Origin of the sequence: Dactylosporangium sp. NPDC051485, assembly GCF_040682015.1 — a bacterium.
Classification (GTDB): domain Bacteria; phylum Actinomycetota; class Actinomycetes; order Mycobacteriales; family Micromonosporaceae; genus Dactylosporangium.
Genome location: NZ_JBFAZW010000060.1, coordinates 1 through 15,567, shown reverse-complemented (window position 1 = coordinate 15,567; position 15,567 = coordinate 1). Strand labels below are relative to the sequence as shown.

The window sequence follows — 15,567 nt, the reverse complement described above, 5'->3', positions numbered from 1 at the left end:
AAGGGACCCCATGATGCGTCACTATCGAGGGGCCTACAAAAGGCACACGCGTGTGCCTGACGCACAGGGAGCGCCATGTCGCAGTACGAACACCTCTGCATGATCCGAGGGGACGGCGGCCACACGCTGCGCCAGATCCTGGAGCAGATCTGCAACAAGTGGACCCTGCTGGTGGTCGCCACCCTGGACCAGCAGACGCTGCGCTTCACCGATCTCCACCAGCGGGTCCCGGGCATCTCCCAGCGCATGCTGACCCTGACCCTGCGCAACCTGGAGCGCGACGGCCTGGTCGCCCGTGAGGTCCACGCCGAGGTCCCGCCGAGGGTGGAGTACACCCTGACCCCCACGGGCCGAAGCCTCCTGGGCCCCGCGCTGGCCCTGGCCGGCTGGGCCATGGAGCACGTCCCACATATCGAGGAAAGTCGCGCCGCCTACGAGCGCCGCAGGGCATGATCTCGGCGTGAATCAACGGGGAGCACTGATCGGGTGCCTGGTCTTCGTGGCCGCGAGCACCGGCCTGCTGCTCGCGGACGGCGACCTCTCCGACAAGATCGCCGGCGGGATGGGCATCGCCTTCTTCGGCCCGGGCGCCGTGCTCATCGCCGCCGACATGCGCGGCAAACTCCGCAAGCCACCCCCGGCCGAGGAACGCCGCGACGACTGGTTCCCCTCCGAGGACGACGAGTTCACGGAGTTCGAGGCCGCCATGGTGCAGGGCCTGCGCGAGGGCGCCCGCCACCTCCCGGCCGGCGGCGCGCGCAGCGAGGTCTTCCGCAACGATGAGGACGGCTCGGTGGTGGCGATGGTCTCCCTGCGCGACCAGGCCGAGCTCCTGTGCGTCGGCCTGCACCTGCTCAACGGCCGCCTGCGCGGCGACGAGCTGGACAGCCACACCAACCTCCCATCGGCGGAGCCGACCCCGCTGGCCATGCCCGAGCCCCCCGTCCACGACGAGATCGGCTCCCCGCTGGCCTGGCTGGAGTCCCTGCTCCGCCGCCCGGTCGAGCTGCTGGTGTGGCGGCACAACGGCATCCCGTACGCCGCCCGCTACCAGTTCACCGACACGACCGAGGGCCTGGTCGAGGCCTTCGCCGAGGACTGGGCCCCGCCGGGCCTGTTCGACCGCCTGCGGCGCGAAGGCGGAACCCGCGGCAAGGGCCTGAGCTGGGTCCGCACCGCCGCCCTGCCCGCCCCCGACGTGGTGCTCCCCGTGCGGGTCGACGGCAGCGCGTACGAGACCCGGCGGCTGCCGAACTTCCTGTGGTACCAGTGCCCGTTCGAGCGTCGCCGCCCAGCCTGGAGAGGGTGACCGGGGCGGCGGCCGCCGCGCTCCCTCGTCCGGTCATGAAACGTTTCATGCGTGCAACTTGCGCTCAGTACGGCGGGACGGGCGTCAATGTGCGACGGGCGGCCGCCCGGGCCAAAACCGGCAAACGCCGTACGGCGGGCCCCGGCGGTTTGCAAGATGGGCTCTGGAGGTGGAATGCCCGGAATGCTGCTTGTCATCGGCGGCGCGGAGAGCCATGACCCCGGCGATGACGAGATCCTCGAGCGCTTCGTGCTGCTCGCCGGCGGGGCCGATGCGCACCTCGTCGTCATCGCCACGGCCAGCCTCAGCCCGGCCGATCGGGAGAAGGAGTACGCCGAGGTCTTCCACCGGCTCGGCGCCGGCCGGGTCACGCCCCTGCGGCTCGAGTCGCGCGAGGACGCCAACAGCGACCTCGCCATGGCCGCCATCGAGCGGGCCACCGGCGTCTTCTTCACCGGCGGCGACCAGCTGCGGATCACCACCGTGGTCGGCGGCTCCCGGGTGGACTCGGCGCTGCACGCGCGGCTGGCCGAGGGCATGATCCTGGCCGGTACCAGCGCGGGCGCCACGATGATGTCGAGCACCATGATCCTCGGCGGCAGCCTCGCCTCGGTGAGCACCACCAGCGTGCACACCGGGCCGGGCATGGAGTTCCTGCCCAGCGTGCTCATCGACATGCACTTCGCCGAGCGCGGGCGGCTCAACCGGCTGCTCAGCGCCGTCGCGATGTTCCCCCACGAGTTGGGCCTCGGCATCGACGAGAACACCGCGATCCTCGTCAAGGGTGACGTCTTCGAGGTGCTCGGGCGGGGCACCGTCACCGTGATCGACGCCGGGAAGGCCATCGACATCAGCTGCGCCTCGGCCGAGGCGGGCGGCCCGATCGCCCTGTGGGGCGCCCAACTGCACGTCCTGCCGGCCGGGCACCGGTTCAACCTGACCGACCGGTCGCCGATGAGGAGAGCGGAAGAGGATCATGCGGATTGAGAGCAGCCGGCGGTTGCGGGGACCCAACCGGTACCTCGCGCGCCCCGTCCAGGTCACCCAGGTCCGGCTGGACGGGTTGACCGGCCGCGAGACCTGCGACTTCCCGGGCCTGCCGGAGCGGCTGCTGGGCCTGCTGCCGGGCCTGGCCGAGCACCACTGCGCGGCCGGGGCGCCCGGTGGCTTCGTCAAGCGGCTGTACGGCGGCACCTACTTCGGCCACACCGCCGAGCACATCGCGATCGAGCTGTCCAACCTGATCGGCCGCACGGTCAGCTTCGGCCGCACGGTCGGCACCTCCGACCCGTCGGTCTTCGACGTGATCATGGAGTGCCCGCTCGACGAGCCGTACGACTCGGAGATGTCCGAACTGCTGCTGAGGGCGGCGATCGAGTTGGTGCTGCCGCTCACCCGCGACGAGCCGTCCTCGGTGCCCGACCTGACCGGGGTGCGGCGGCAGTACGAGCGGGAGAAGCCCGGGCCGAGCACCGAGGCGATCGCCCGGGCGGCCCGCGAGCGGGGCATTCCGGTCGAGCGGATCAGCGACCTCAGCCTGCTGCGCCTCGGCTACGGCCGGCACCGGCGCCTGGTCTGGGCCGCCCTCACCGACCAGACCTCGGCGATCGGCGTGGACATCGCCGGCGACAAGGAGCTGACCCGCGGCCTGCTGGGGGAGGCCGGCATCCCGGTGGCCGACGGCGGCGCGGCCGACTCGGTGGAGGAGGCCCTCGCGCTCTTCGACGAGCTCGGCCCGCCCGTCGTGGTGAAGCCCCGCGGCGGCCGTCAGGGTAGGCACGTGTACCTCGGCCTCGACACCGAGGACGCGGTGCGCGCCGCCTACGCGGCGGCGGCCGCCGACGGCGGCGGGGTGGTCGTCGAGCGCCAGCTCGACGGGTGCGACTACCGCGTGCTGACCGTCGGCGGCGAGATCGTGGCCGCCGCCGAGCGGGTCGCCGCGCATGTGATCGGCGATGGCCGCACCGACGTCGCCGGCCTGGTCGAGCGGGCCAACGAGGACCCGCGCCGGGGCGCCGGGCACGACCGGGCGCTCACCCGGCTGGCGGTCGACGCGGTCGCCGAGACGCTGCTGCGCCGGCAGGGGCTGACCCTGCGCGACGTGCCCGAACCCGGCCGCACGGTCTGGCTGCGCGACAACGCCAACCTCTCCACCGGCGGCACCAGCGTCGACGTCACCCGGCGGGTGCACCCGTCGGTGGCCGACCTGTGCCGGCGGGTGGCCGGCCTGGTCGGGCTGGACATCGCCGGCATCGACCTGCGCCTGCCCGACATTGCCGCCGAGCTGCCGCTGGGCCGCGGCGGCGTGATCGAGGTCAACGCCGCCCCCGGCCTGCGCATGCACCTGGAGCAGCACGACGTCGGCGCGGCCATCGTCGACGCGCTGTACCCGGCCGGCGCACCGTCACGGATCCCGGTCGTGGCCATCACCGGCACCAACGGCAAGACCACGGTGGCCCGGCTGACCACCCACCTGCTCGCCGGGGCCGGCCTGCGGGTCGGCGTGACCACCACCGACGGGGTCGTGGTCGGCGGGCGGCTGGTGCAGCGGGCCGACGCCACCGGCCCGCGCTCGGCCCAGATCGTGCTCGGCGACCCGACGATCGACGCGGCCGTGCTGGAGACCGCGCGCGGCGGCCTGCTGCGCCAGGGCCTGGGGTACGACTGGAGCGACGTCGGCGTCATCACCAACCTCTCCAGCGATCATCTCGGCCAGGACGGCATCGAGAGCATCGAGGACCTCGTCGACGTCAAGTCGGTCGTGGCCGAGCGGGTCCGGGAGGGCGGCGCGGTCGTGCTCAACGCCGACGACCCGCGCAGCCGCGAGCTCGACTTCCCCGGACGCGAGATCATCTGGTGCTCCCTCGACCCGCGCAACCCGCTGGTCCGCCGGCACTGGGACTCCGGCGGCCGGGCCTACCTGCTGGCCGACGGCTGGCTGGTCGAGCTGGCCGGCCGCCGCTGGGTGCCGCTGCTGGCCGCGCACGAGCTCGGCGGCGGCTTCGGCGGTGCGGCCCGGCACCTGGTGGCCAACGCCCTGGCCGCCACCGCGGCCGCCCGGGTGCTCGGGGTGACCACTGCCGGGGTCGCCGAGCGGCTGCGCACCTTCACCGACAACCTGGGCCGGGGCACGCTCATGCGCTGCGGCGAGGTGCACGTGCTGATCGACTACGCGCACAACCCGGCCGCCATCGCCGCCGTGAGCGACCTGGTCGAGCGGGTCTGGGGCTGCGAGCGCGCGGTCGCGGCGGTGACCCTGCCCGGCGACCGCCGCGACGACCTGCTGCGCGAGTCCGCGGCCATGGTCGGGGCCCGCTTCGGCCGGGTGGTGCTCTACGAGGACGCCGACCGCCGCGGCAGGGCCGTCGGCGAGGTGCCCGGCATGCTGCGGGCCGAGCTCGCCCGGGTCGCCCCGCAGGCCTCCTGCGTCGAGGTGCGCACGGTCGAGGAGGCCATCCCGGCCGCCCTCGCCATGGCCCGCCCCGGCGACGTGGTGCTGCTGATCTACGAGAAGATCGAGCCCGTCCTCGCGCTGCTCGGGGCACTGGGCGCGCGTCCTACCGGTGAGGTCGGCGTGGCTGACGTGCTGCTGGGCAAAACCATGGCGTGGACCGGTACCGTCTGATCGAACCCCTCGGCACAGCCGACGACGGCGCAGCCGGCCGCAGGCGCCTCGACGGGCCCTCGAAATCGTCCTCCGTGGAGGACGGCTGACCGTTTCGTAAGTTGATCGTCGTTTTGTAGGTTATGGCGGACAACCTTCCTGACTGGTAGACAAGTCTGATCCTGTGGCGTCCCGCTCACGCGGGGGCGCCTCGCCTTAGGGTGTTGGGGTCGAAGGAGGACGCCGTGCGGTTCGAGATCAGCCGGGTCATGGACACGATCGAGCAGCGGCTGACCACGGACGTCACGTTGGCGCAGGCCGTGGTCGACCTGGGCGAGGTCGCCCGGTTCATGTCGCTGGACGGCGGCCGCCCGATCAACCTGCTGCGGCTGGGCATGGTGGTCGACGCGCTGAGCCGCTACCTCATCGACGCGGGCGCCATGCTGTACCCCGTGGCCGGGCGCGAGGTGCTCTCCGAGGCCGCGCTGACCTCCAAGGAGCGGATGGTCCTGGGCCGCTGGGCCGACGACGGGCTGATCGAGGTCACGCCGGTGGTCGCCGACCGGCCGGTGGAGATCGCCGACTTCACCGGCCTTCCGCTGATCGTGGTGCGGGACGTGCCGCAGTACGCCGCCCGCTTCCCCTGGCTCACCGACAGCCCCGAGCGGATCCTCCGGCTGACCCCGCGGGCCGGCGGCGCGGTGCTCACCCCCGGCGGCGAGCCCTCCCCGCCCAAGGACGGCAAGGAGCGCCTGGTGGTGGTGGGCAAGGCGACGCTGCCGATCGTCCCGCCGGACCCCGACGACCCGGCCACCGAGAAGCCCATGGCCGAGCCGGTGACCGCCGCCGATGAGACTTCCGCTGATTCCGCTTTGGAAGAGCCAGCGGGGGAGACCGCTGCGGAGCCCTCCGCGAAGCCGGACCAGGACAAGGGCGGGCGGCCCGACGGGTTGCAGTCGTTCACGGCCCGTGGGGCGCAGCGCTTCGGCCGCACGAGGGTGGTGCGGCGGCGGTTCACCCGGTCCGAGCCCAGCGGTGTGGGTGCGTCGCTGATGGCCCGGCAGTGGCGGTGCAAGGAGCCCGACTGCCCGGCCTTCGGGGAGTACCGGCGCATCGGCCAGCCCGTGCCCCGGATGCGCGGCGGCGTGCCCGCCTGCCCGCGCCACGGCGAGGCGGTCAAGGACGCCGGCCCCCGCCCGGCGGCGTTCGCCGTCGCGGTCGTCGTCGAGGACCTGGCCCGCCGCCGCTTCGTCGTCGATGCCGCCCGCCCGGTGGTCGTCGGCCGCGAGCCGTCCGACCCCGACGACATCTCGGTCGGCGCCTGGCTGCACGAGGCGGCCGCCGCCTGGATCGCCAAGGAGCACGTCCGGCTCTCGGTCGAGGCCGGCCGCCTGGTCGTGACCGACCTCGCCGACAACGGCACGCTCATCTGGAAGCGCTCGAGCCCCGACATCAAGGAGGAGACCGAGCGCATCTACCGCAAGTCGTACCGCCTGGACGGCTGGGACTCGATCGAGCTCTACACGGGCGTCGAACTGGTCGTCGGCGACCACCGGCTGCAGACCGTCGTCGGTTCCGAGCCGGCGTCGGTACTGCTGGACGCCCCCACCGTCGCCATGCGACTGGTCGATTGACGGCGGGACCAGCCCAGCTCGTAGTCGGCCTACGAGCTGGGCTGGTCCGTCCGGGTTGGTGCTGCTGATTACGCCTTGACGACCTGCACCTTCGCCGAGCCGGTGTTGTCGAGGGTCGGGTAGGCGCCGCCGTTGTCGGTGACCGGCGCGGCGACTACGTTGAGGTCAACCGTCTGCGGGTCGATCGTCGTGGTGAGCTTGATCGTGAACACCTTGGTGCCGCCCGCCGGGATACTGCCGCTCAGGCAGGGCGACGGCTGCGCGTCCGGCCTGATCTGGCAGTCCGTCGACTGGACCGTCGACCCCTGTGGGAGGTTGAACGAGATCTCGACCTTGCCGGGCGACGCGAAGCTCGCGGCATTATGGACGGTCACCTTGATGGTGCCCTCCCAGGTCGACGGCCCGGTAGCGACCATCGTCAGCTTGCCGGCGCTGACGCTGAGGTTGCCGACCTTCGGGTTGGGCCCGAAGGTGGTCGGCCCCGCGGTCTGGGTGAACGCGGTGCCGTTCCAGCCGTACGTGCGCCACTGGTGCTGCGAGGCCTGCACGTACGCGCAGCAGGGCCGGTACTCCCCGACGTCGACCCGGACCTGCCCGTTGTCGCCGGCCTCGGTCTTCCAGATCGTCTCGATGTCCTTACCCTCCTTGCCCGGGGTCCCGGCGCTGCCGACCACCTGGCCCAGGGTGACGATCTTGCCCTGCGCGTCCCGGTCGAGCGCGAGCACCTTGTAGTCCGTCCCCTGAGTGCCGCACGACACGATGACGATCGTTTCCTGCGCGCCGTCGTGGTCGACGTCGACGTACACCGGGTCGCCCTCGATCTGGGTGCTGGGGTTGCCCGACGCCTCGCTCGCGGTGAACTTCACCATCCCCTTCGCGCACCTGTCGTCGAACCCCTTCGGCCAGGCGGGGACGTTGAAGGTCGCGTTGCTGAGGTCCGCCTTGGTGATCCGCCCGTCCGGTGCCGCGGGCGTGGTGCTGGCATCCGGGCTCGGCGCGGCCGGCGACGTGCTCGTCACGACCACGCTGGGCGAGTCGGCCGGCAGGGCCGGCGGCCCGTTGGACTCGCCGCCGCCGGCTGCGTACGCCACCATCGGCACGGCGATCGCTAGTGCGGCCAGCCCGCTCGCGGCGACGGCTCGCACCTTGTTGCGGTGCCGCAGCGTGGCGTGTGCCGCGGCCGTACCGGCGGGCTTGACGTAGGGAGTGACTTCGTTGCGGAACCCTGCGAAGGCGTTGGCGAGCAGCTCGTCGTCGTTGTCGAAGTCAGGCACGGTGGTTCTCCTTGTCGGTGAGGCGGGCGGCGAGGGCGGTGCGCCCTCGGTGCAGCCAGGACTTGACGGTGCCTTCGGCGACACCCTCCTGGCGCGCGATATCACTGATGGGCAGGTCCGCGAGGTAGTGCAGGATCACCGCGCGCCGCTGCTGCTCCGGCAGCGTGGCCAGCGCCTGGGCCAGCGCGACCCGATCGGGGCTCGGCGCGGCGACGTGCTCCTCGCGATGCCGGCGCGCGAAGGCCATCGCGGTCCGGGCCCGCCGCCACCGGCTGGTGGCCAGATTCCAAGCGACCCGGCGCACCCAGGCGGCGGGGTCGTCCATATCGGCGACCCGCTTCCACCGGGCCAGCGCCCGGCAGAACGCTTCCTGCACCACGTCCTGGGCCGCGGCCATGTCGCCGGTGTAGGCGAACAGCTGGACCGTGAGCTGCTGGAAGTGCACCGCGTAGAACTCGTCGAACTCTCTGCCGCGAGCGGGGGGCCCGCTGTCGGACAGACTCCCCACGCTGCCCCCGTCAAGCAAGGTACTCACACTGCCCTTCCTCCCCAGTACCGACCGGCGATCCGGTCGTTCGGCTTGTTTGCTTGTTCGGCGACAACACGCCGCACCGGGAAAAGAGGTTGCAGTGAATCCTTTGTCGCCCAGCTGACAGTCCCCGGGTCCGCCCGGCCGACCACCGGGGCTCCCCGGCGAGCGCGTGCCATGCCTGCCGCAGTGTGAAGACCGGCCGCGAGGGTACGGGGAACCGTGCCCGACATCTACACAGCGCTGCCGGCGGACGCGTGCGCCGCCACCGTCCTTGGCGGCCCGACCGTCGTCCTCGCCCTCGGCGGCCTGCGCATCGTCAGCGACCCCACGTTCGACCCGATCGGCCAGCACGGGTACCTCACCAAGACCATCGCACCCGTCGCGACCGAGGAGCAGGTCGGCGCGGTCGACGTCGTCCTGGTCAGCCACCAGGAGCACCCGGACAACCTCGACGATCGCGGCCGGGCATTCGCGCTGGCCGCACCGCTGGTCCTGGCCGGTCCCCGGTCGGCGGAGAAGCTCGGCTCACCGGCCGTCGGGCTGGCCCCCTGGACCGAGCACTCGCTGCCCCGCCCGGACGGTCGCGGCGAGCTGACGGTGCTCGCGGTCCCGGCCGTCCACGGCCCCGAGGACGGCGAACGCGACCCCTTCGGCAACGTCAACTGCGAGGTCACCGGGTTCGTCCTGTCGGGCCAGGACCTGCCCACCGTCTACATCAGCGGCGACAACGCCTCGATCCGCACCGTGGCCGAGATCGCCCGCCGCGCGCCGGCCGTCGACGCCGCCGTGCTGCACGCCGGGGCGGCCCGGGTGCCGGCGAAGTTCGGCGGACGCCCCCTCACCTTGGACAGCCGCCGCGCCGCGGCCGCCGCCGCCGTGCTCGGCGCCGACGTTGTCATCCCGGCCCACTACGACGGCTGGGCCCACTTCTCCGAGGGGCGCGACGACCTCGAGGTGGCCTTCGAGGAGGCCGGCCTCTCTTCGCTGCTGTTCACCCCCGAGCACGGCTCCTGGACCCCGCTGCGCCGAGGCTGAGCCGCCCACGGACTACTCCTAAAGTCCTGCGGGTTCTCGTTTTCCGCGCCGGCCCACCGACACTTGCCAAAGCACGGCATAGACCAGCACCCCCACACCGACGCCGGACATCGCGCCGGTCACCACCAGACGCAGCACAGCCATCGAGTGAATAGCGTCGAGCACGCCGTAGCCCTGCCGCGCCAACTGCAGGACGGCTGCGATGACGCCGGCCACCACCATCGCCGCGAGCGTCCACCAGCGCGCGGCCGGGCTGAGCGTCACCCGCGGCCCGACCGGCCCACCGGCCTGCCGGCGCCACCATCGGTAGATCCAGCTGACCAGGGCCAGCGCCCCGACGAGGGTGCTCGCCCACCACAGCCCCTCGGTCACCTTCTGTGTGTCCGGCAGCGGCGACCACGAACCGGAGCCGTTCTCGTGGACCAGCGCGTCCCAGACCAAGTGACTGAGCACTCCGATCACCGCCGACAGGACGATCCAGCCGACCTGCCGCACCCCCGACCAGCGAAACTGCGCCGCAGGCCCGGTCAGTCGCCCCGCCGTAGCAGCCGGGAGCAGTGCGATCAGCGGGCGCTTGAGCACCTGGTGGAACAGCGCGACCAGGAGCAGCGCTCCGATCGTCCCGGCGACCATCCCGGTGCCGAACTCGTGCGTGTAGGTGAGGTTGTAGTCGCTGTACGGCCCCCACGCTGCCGAGGTGGCTTGCGGGAGGACGTAGGGCAGATCCGGGGCGACCGCACCGGCGACCAGGGCCGAGGCAACGAGCGGGCGCCGGCTCAGCGGCAGGATCAAAGCCGGGTGGCTCAGCGTGAAGGGCATCAAACTCCTCCTCAGGAGCTCATCGCCCCGTCCTTGTCGATCAAGGTCAGGGTACGTGCATCACGCCAAGGGCTGCCAAGTACGAGCCGGCAACGGGCGCGTGCTCGTCACGCGCAAGGGGCCGGGCGGGGCGCTACGTCCCGACGGCAGGTCAGCCGGTTGCAGATCGAGGACGACACCGGCCCGCCATGGATGCCCCGAAAGCTGCGCGCTGTCCGCCCGCAGCACGTCGCCGTCGTCGGGCACCGACCCGGAACCCGGACGCACACCGGGCCGTCAAGCCAAAGTCGACACGCTAGTTGTCAGCGTCGACCCACGGCCGAGGACGCTCGGCGAAGTTCTTGAGCACCGCGATGACCGAGGTACGCCGTAGCCTCGGTCATCGCGCCGTCATCGTCGGTGTCCGCCACGACCAGATCGGGGATGACGATCCGGCCGGTGTGCAGCCGGACGTTGACCGCCTCCCAGACCTCCAGGCCGGCCTCTGAAGCGGGCTCGTCGAGGGCGTTGGCGATCCGCCGGGACAGACGCTGATGGCGCTTCGTCGGGGCGGGGCTCACCAGCAGGCTCCCATCGAGCAGCTCGATCCGATCCACCGCCTCGCCGAGCGCGAGGTAATCCGCCTCACTCCACGGACCGACGTGCTCCAGCACGGCGACGCTCCTCTCGGACCACCTCCCGGCCAGCACCTGGCTCAAGCTTTTCATGACCGAAGCCGCAACTCCACGCGGCGCGGACAAGATCGACCTGCCCACGATCCGCCCACAACCAGCAGTGGCCAGCCGGATTCGGCCGGCCCGGGCCAGGTATTTGAAGAAGGCCCCCGTCCAGAGTTTCCCCTGGTCGAGGGCCTTACTGTCTGCCTGGTGGCGGGTAGAGGATTCGAACCTCTGTAGCTTTCGCGACGGATTTACAGTCCTAGCTGAGCAGGTCCTGCTACCTGCGCAAACGCCGCCGGATGACCCCTTGGTGTCGCGCCCAGGTCGCGGGCCGCCGAGTCGGCCGACTGGACGCGGTCACGGTGCTGGCGCGCCGCTGGGGCTGGCGGGGGTCGCCGGATCGTGGCCGGAGGGGGCCACGGGCCATCTGAGACGGCCAGGCCCTGGCTAAACATGTAGTTACATCAATTTTGGCGAGCAAGCGCCGAACTCTGTAACTATTCCAGAAAAGCTTTCTTCGCAACGCTAATTAGATGCTCGACGATGCCTCCGAACGTGCGTCGTACTCATGTACGAGGGTTGCTGCAGCAGGAGCCCGTCATTGATCACGTCCATCGTAGGCGAGTATCGATGCATGCGGCCGGGCCGCTCGTCCAGAATTCGGGCTCAAGATCCGCTCCGATCCCACATGCCGGAATGAGTGGGTCCTGAGTTACAGTCGTGTAATTCGCGCCAAGATCGCTGGCACTCGGTGGCCTAGACTGCTAGCCACGCACGCACAGGCCCCAGCTCGGACGGTCCGGGCTAGATAGCCTGGACGCCGAACCGGGGCTCGTTCTCATTGGCGTGAGACGATCACCGTAGCAGTTGATGGTCGGGATGGCTCGACCTCAACGGCAAGAACCTTCCGGCGTCGCGTGCGGGAAGGGGCATGCATGAGTTACCGGAACAAGACCTACGCGGCGTTTGCCAGCGAGGACATCAACTACTACTACCTGATGAAAGCCTGGCGGGACAACGACCACATCGAGTTCAACTTCTACAACGCCCACGACCTTCTCCAAGCCCGCGACACCAGCAAGCCGGAGACGATCAAGCGCAGTCTGCGCGAGCGCCTCAAGAACGCGAAGCAGGTCGTGCTTGTGGGCAGCCCCAACGCCAGGCGGAAGGGCAGCGACGGCACGTCGTTCCTCGCCTACGAGATCGACGTGATCATGGAGTTCGATCTGCCTGTAGTGGTTGCCAACCACGATGGCGACAGGAGGGTCGACACGTCGTTCATCCCTCAGCCGCTCCTGGACGCCGGGTACTACACGGTGTCCGTTTCGTTCCAGCCGGCCATCATCATGCACGCGCTGAACGATTATGCTCCGAACTTCGCGGTCAGCGGCAAGGTCGGACCTCACCAGTACCCCTCGTCCGCGTACACCAGCCTGGGAATATGACTCTCACCATTCTGCGCGATTTCAAGACGCAGCGGTTCTGGCGCATCCTGTTCGTCCAAACCTTCGCCTTTGTGGGTGTGGTTGCAGCGTTGGCCGGACTGATCGATGTCTTGAAGCCGAACGCAATCTCTAAGGTCCACCTACCGCTCGGCTGGGCGGTAGGTGGGCTTGCCCTGATTTATGGCCTTTATCGAGCTTGGCCCCGCCCCGTCGAACAGCGCTACTCGAAACCAAACACCCAGATCCGCATCGTTGAAGGCGACCTTTTCAAACAAGATGCGAATCTAGTAATCGGTATGTGTGACACGTTCGACACGGCGGTTCCTCACATTATTCAGGCGGGAGGTGTTCAAGGGCAGTTTTTGTCCCAGGTGTACAAGTCGGACGTCGCAACGTTGGATGCCGACATTACGGTAGCGCTCGCCGGAAAAGAGCCTGTAGGCAAGCTCGACAAAGCGGGAAAGCAAGACGTCTACCCTATTGGCACTGTGGCCGTAATCCGCATGCTCCGCCGCCACTATTTCTGCGTCGCTTACTCACGGATGAGTGCCAAGAATCAGGCACAGGCAACAGCGGACGGGATCTGGAAAAGCCTGGCCGCACTATGGGATGAGGTTCGCGAGCACGCGAATGGTGACCCTCTCGCCATGCCCGTCATTGGCGGGGGACTGTCAAGGATATCGCAGGTACTTCCTGCGCAAGACTCAATCAGGCTGACCGCCCTGTCGTTCATTTTCGCTTCACGCGATAGCAGAGTCTGCGACCGGCTGGACATTGTCGTACGCAAAGAAGACGTCAAAAACCTGGACATGCTCGAACTCCAGGCTTTCCTCCGATCCCTTCAGGAGTTCTAAAGAATGTCGAGTGCCATAGAAGTTCCGGACGTAGACCGTTGCGCCTTCTGCGACTACCTTGATGGGCTTCGTCCGTACACAATCCTTCGTCGCTCCGATCTAGTGGCCACGCTTGTCACGCGGGAGCAGCGAGGAGTGGCACATCTGCTAGTGATTCCTACGAGACACTGTCGAACGATCTTGGACATTAGCCCTGGCGAGTCCGCGGCTCTCATGCAAGAGATAGTCGCAGCGGCGAAAACTATCGAAGCGGTCTTTACGCCTGCGGGAATAGCCGTTTGGCAGAACAACGGGATTCCTGCCAACCAAACCATTCCCCACGTCCACTTCCATGTCGCTGGAACGCTAGAGGAGGGCGGCACGAATTGGGGCGACGTCGACGAGCTGGCGGTGGCCGAAACAGACGCGATCGCAGCGCGCCTTCTTCCGGTTGTGAAAACTTTTGAGTGATCCGCGGACGTGAGAGTGGCGCGGAGTCGGAACGCGGGATAATGCGTCCAACGGCTGCACGTCCGCCTGAGCGGAAAAGCCTAGCTAGCGGCTGCCGAGGTCATGCAGCGCCGCGGCTATTTCGCCCATGTTCGTGAGGGTGACATCCGCTCCGGCGCCTGTGAAGCGCTGAATCTTCGGGCGCTTATTGGCGTACGCGATCACCGGCACGCCGGCCGCCTGGGCGCCCTCGATGTCAAACAGCGAATCACCGATCAGCACACACACACACACACACCTCTGGCGCGACCTTGAGAGCCGTCGCCGCGCGCCACAGCGGCTCTGGGTGGGGCTTCATGCGGTCCGGCTGGGCATAGGCGCGGCCGGAAACGAACGCAATGCGGTCGGTGAGTCGGTGGGCTCCTAGGTACGCCTCGATCGCGCTGGCGGAGTTGTTACTCACAATCGCCACCGGCCGCCCTGAGTCGCGCGCGGCCGGGCAGCGGGTGCACGACCCCGAACCCGGTCAGCCCCCCCAGGCCGACCCAGCCCGACCAGATGGCAACGGGAAGCGGCGGATGGCACCTGTTACTACCTCCACCCCGAAACGCCCGTCCAGTGCAGTCACGGCCGCCTCGGCACGGGCGTGGACGTCCGCGGCGACGGTGGCTACGTCGTGGCGCCGCCGTCGATCCACCCGCGCGCCGGACGCCCGTACCGGTGGACCGGCGGTCGCTCCTTGGTTGAGATGCCCCCGGCGCTGGTGGAGGCATGCCGGCCGAACCTGCCGACTGCCGTTAGCGTGCCGACCGGCCCGGTGCCGGTGCGCAGCTGCTGCTGGACGTCTACGCGAAGTGCCTGGACGGGGGAACGGGGGCCGCGCTGTACCGCATCGGGCTCGCGCTAGGGCTCGACCGGGGCGCAGAGGGCGACGACCAAGGCGACACCGCCGCGTGACCTGGCCCGATGCCACGCCAGCGTGGTCGCGTATTGATCGCGACGGGTGAGATCCGCCTGGTTCGAGTGAGACCGAGCGGGACCGACGAGAGAGGCCCGCGACCGGGGGTTTCCCCTGTTCGCGGGCCTCTCTGTCCTACTTCGGTGCGGCGCGGCACCCTAGTCGCTTGCGCGATGTTCGACGCTGTGCCCTCGAGTGGCTATCGACGACTCGACCAGAGCAACTCCGCGATCCTGCTGGCCACCTGCAGTGCAGAGGCGCACGCAGCCAGCGCTGTGAGCGTTCGGGTGATGCGCTGGTGTTGGTTGCAGGTTGCGCACCGGCCAGTGACCAGCCGCCTACCTCGCGTCTTGCGCTTTACCATTCCTTTTGTCCCTTCTGGGTCCGCGACGGGCACTGCATGGGGCACAGGGCGGGCGCCGCTGGAACGGCGCCCGCCCGTCTGGACGCCCCGCGGGGGAGGCCATCCCACTCGAGCCGAAGTTGATGCGGCGGGCGAGCGACTCCCAGAGTTCCAGAGGTAAAAGACCAGGTCAAAGCAGGTGATCCCGCCTTTGCGGCGGGTAATGGGGGATAAGCTCTGCGGGGTAGGTGCGAAGTACCAGCAGATTAGCCAAGCGGTTGCAGCGGAGCCAGTATCACGCTTGCGGCGGAAAGGTATATAGGGTAGTACGGCTGGTACGCCTAGTACCCCGTTCACCCCTACACCCCCGGTTTCTCCGCTGCAAAGGCATAGGGATGTCAAGATCTTTTACGAGTGCGCCCACCGTCGAGGGGCAACGCCTACTCCAGCGTGCCGTGGATCGGTCTCGGCGCGTTCGGGTTCAGTTCCCGCCGGCGTTCTATCGGACAGACGATCCGGCGAAGCCGCCACCGCTGGCCCGGATGCTTCGAGGTGGGCATGGGGGCGAGGTGCGGCTGAAGCTGTACATCACGATGACCATGCTCGCGGCGCGTCCTCCTTACGACATCCAGAACGTACCGTCGAGGAGATGGGCCGAGTTGCTTGCGCTTC

15 protein-coding genes and 1 pseudogene are annotated in these 15,567 nt (G+C 69.4%); 10 read left to right on the top strand and 6 right to left on the bottom strand.

Annotation, left to right across the window (positions count from 1 at the left end):
* Positions 1-75: 75 nt before the first annotated feature.
* The 5 genes from AB0M46_RS29885 to AB0M46_RS29865 all read left to right on the top strand — a co-directional run bounded on the left by AB0M46_RS29885 (position 76) and on the right by AB0M46_RS29865 (position 6,547).
* The gene (locus AB0M46_RS29885; protein ID WP_363341309.1) at positions 76-453 is read left to right on the top strand and encodes a helix-turn-helix domain-containing protein; all 378 of its coding nucleotides are present in this window, start codon (positions 76-78) and stop codon (positions 451-453) included.
* Between the two features lie 7 nt (positions 454-460).
* Positions 461-1,309: a hypothetical protein gene (locus AB0M46_RS29880; protein ID WP_363341307.1), complete on the top strand. Its 849-nt coding sequence runs from the start codon at positions 461-463 to the stop codon at positions 1,307-1,309.
* Positions 1,310-1,492: 183 nt separating this feature from the next.
* The gene (locus tag AB0M46_RS29875) at positions 1,493-2,296 is read left to right on the top strand and encodes a cyanophycinase (protein ID WP_363341305.1); all 804 of its coding nucleotides are present in this window, start codon (positions 1,493-1,495) and stop codon (positions 2,294-2,296) included.
* Positions 2,286-4,934 carry a cyanophycin synthetase gene (gene cphA / locus AB0M46_RS29870; RefSeq protein WP_363341303.1) on the top strand — a complete coding sequence of 883 codons (2,649 nt, stop codon included), beginning with the start codon at positions 2,286-2,288 and terminating at the stop codon, positions 4,932-4,934. Before AB0M46_RS29875 ends, cphA begins: the two co-directional genes overlap by 11 nt.
* A gap of 224 nt (positions 4,935-5,158) precedes the next feature.
* Positions 5,159-6,547, top strand: coding sequence for an FHA domain-containing protein (locus AB0M46_RS29865; protein ID WP_363341301.1), 1,389 nt, complete (start codon positions 5,159-5,161; stop codon positions 6,545-6,547).
* A gap of 68 nt (positions 6,548-6,615) precedes the next feature.
* Here the strand turns inward: AB0M46_RS29865 and AB0M46_RS29860 are convergent, their stop codons facing one another.
* Both AB0M46_RS29860 and AB0M46_RS29855 read right to left on the bottom strand, forming a co-directional pair.
* Positions 6,616-7,821, bottom strand: a complete 1,206-nt coding sequence (locus AB0M46_RS29860; RefSeq protein WP_363341300.1) for a hypothetical protein — start codon at positions 7,819-7,821, stop codon at positions 6,616-6,618.
* Positions 7,814-8,329 carry a SigE family RNA polymerase sigma factor gene (locus AB0M46_RS29855; protein ID WP_363341408.1) on the bottom strand — a complete coding sequence of 172 codons (516 nt, stop codon included), beginning with the start codon at positions 8,327-8,329 and terminating at the stop codon, positions 7,814-7,816. Before AB0M46_RS29855 ends, AB0M46_RS29860 begins: the two co-directional genes overlap by 8 nt.
* Before the next feature lie 243 nt (positions 8,330-8,572).
* On the opposite strand from AB0M46_RS29855, the gene AB0M46_RS29850 reads away from it, so the two are divergent.
* Entirely contained in the window at positions 8,573-9,388 is an 816-nt protein-coding gene (locus AB0M46_RS29850) for an MBL fold metallo-hydrolase (protein WP_363341298.1), read from the top strand.
* A gap of 18 nt (positions 9,389-9,406) precedes the next feature.
* Here the strand turns inward: AB0M46_RS29850 and AB0M46_RS29845 are convergent, their stop codons facing one another.
* A complete protein-coding gene (locus AB0M46_RS29845; protein ID WP_363341296.1) occupies positions 9,407-10,207 on the bottom strand; it encodes a DUF4184 family protein in 801 nt (266 codons plus the stop codon).
* A gap of 302 nt (positions 10,208-10,509) precedes the next feature.
* On the bottom strand, positions 10,510-10,860 hold the full coding sequence (locus AB0M46_RS29840; RefSeq protein WP_363341294.1) for a Uma2 family endonuclease: 351 nt from the start codon (positions 10,858-10,860) through the stop codon (positions 10,510-10,512).
* Positions 10,861-11,801: 941 nt separating this feature from the next.
* Here AB0M46_RS29840 and AB0M46_RS29835 point away from each other — a divergent pair.
* From AB0M46_RS29835 to AB0M46_RS29825, 3 genes are read left to right on the top strand one after another with little or no spacing between them, the layout of a single operon-like run.
* Complete coding sequence (locus AB0M46_RS29835) at positions 11,802-12,311, top strand: TIR domain-containing protein (protein ID WP_363341292.1); 510 nt, start codon at positions 11,802-11,804, stop codon at positions 12,309-12,311.
* Entirely contained in the window at positions 12,308-13,165 is an 858-nt protein-coding gene (locus AB0M46_RS29830) for a macro domain-containing protein (protein ID WP_363341290.1), read from the top strand. Before AB0M46_RS29835 ends, AB0M46_RS29830 begins: the two co-directional genes overlap by 4 nt.
* A 3-nt stretch (positions 13,166-13,168) precedes the next feature.
* Positions 13,169-13,615 carry an HIT family protein gene (locus AB0M46_RS29825; protein ID WP_363341288.1) on the top strand — a complete coding sequence of 149 codons (447 nt, stop codon included), beginning with the start codon at positions 13,169-13,171 and terminating at the stop codon, positions 13,613-13,615.
* An 84-nt stretch (positions 13,616-13,699) separates the two neighbouring features.
* Here the strand turns inward: AB0M46_RS29825 and AB0M46_RS29820 are convergent, their stop codons facing one another.
* Positions 13,700-13,882 (bottom strand): HAD hydrolase-like protein, encoded by a 183-nt coding sequence (locus AB0M46_RS29820; RefSeq protein WP_363341286.1) that lies wholly within the window; start codon positions 13,880-13,882, stop codon positions 13,700-13,702.
* Positions 13,863-14,057, bottom strand: a complete 195-nt coding sequence (locus AB0M46_RS29815) for a hypothetical protein (RefSeq protein ID WP_363341284.1) — start codon at positions 14,055-14,057, stop codon at positions 13,863-13,865. Before AB0M46_RS29815 ends, AB0M46_RS29820 begins: the two co-directional genes overlap by 20 nt.
* A gap of 150 nt (positions 14,058-14,207) precedes the next feature.
* Between AB0M46_RS29815 and AB0M46_RS29810 the strand changes: the two are divergent.
* A pseudogene (locus tag AB0M46_RS29810) lies at positions 14,208-14,501 on the top strand (bifunctional DNA primase/polymerase); the annotation flags it as partial.
* Positions 14,502-15,567: the final 1,066 nt, after the last annotated feature.

Coding starts and splice junctions, on each gene's coding strand:
- AB0M46_RS29845 (WP_363341296.1), bottom strand. CDS start 10,207: ATGCCCTTCACGCTGAGCCACCCGGCTTTGATCCTGCCGCTGAGCCGG.
- AB0M46_RS29825 (WP_363341288.1), top strand. CDS start 13,169: ATGTCGAGTGCCATAGAAGTTCCGGACGTAGACCGTTGCGCCTTCTGC.
- AB0M46_RS29830 (WP_363341290.1), top strand. CDS start 12,308: ATGACTCTCACCATTCTGCGCGATTTCAAGACGCAGCGGTTCTGGCGC.
- AB0M46_RS29875 (WP_363341305.1), top strand. CDS start 1,493: ATGCTGCTTGTCATCGGCGGCGCGGAGAGCCATGACCCCGGCGATGAC.
- AB0M46_RS29885 (WP_363341309.1), top strand. CDS start 76: ATGTCGCAGTACGAACACCTCTGCATGATCCGAGGGGACGGCGGCCAC.
- cphA (WP_363341303.1), top strand. CDS start 2,286: ATGCGGATTGAGAGCAGCCGGCGGTTGCGGGGACCCAACCGGTACCTC.
- AB0M46_RS29835 (WP_363341292.1), top strand. CDS start 11,802: ATGAGTTACCGGAACAAGACCTACGCGGCGTTTGCCAGCGAGGACATC.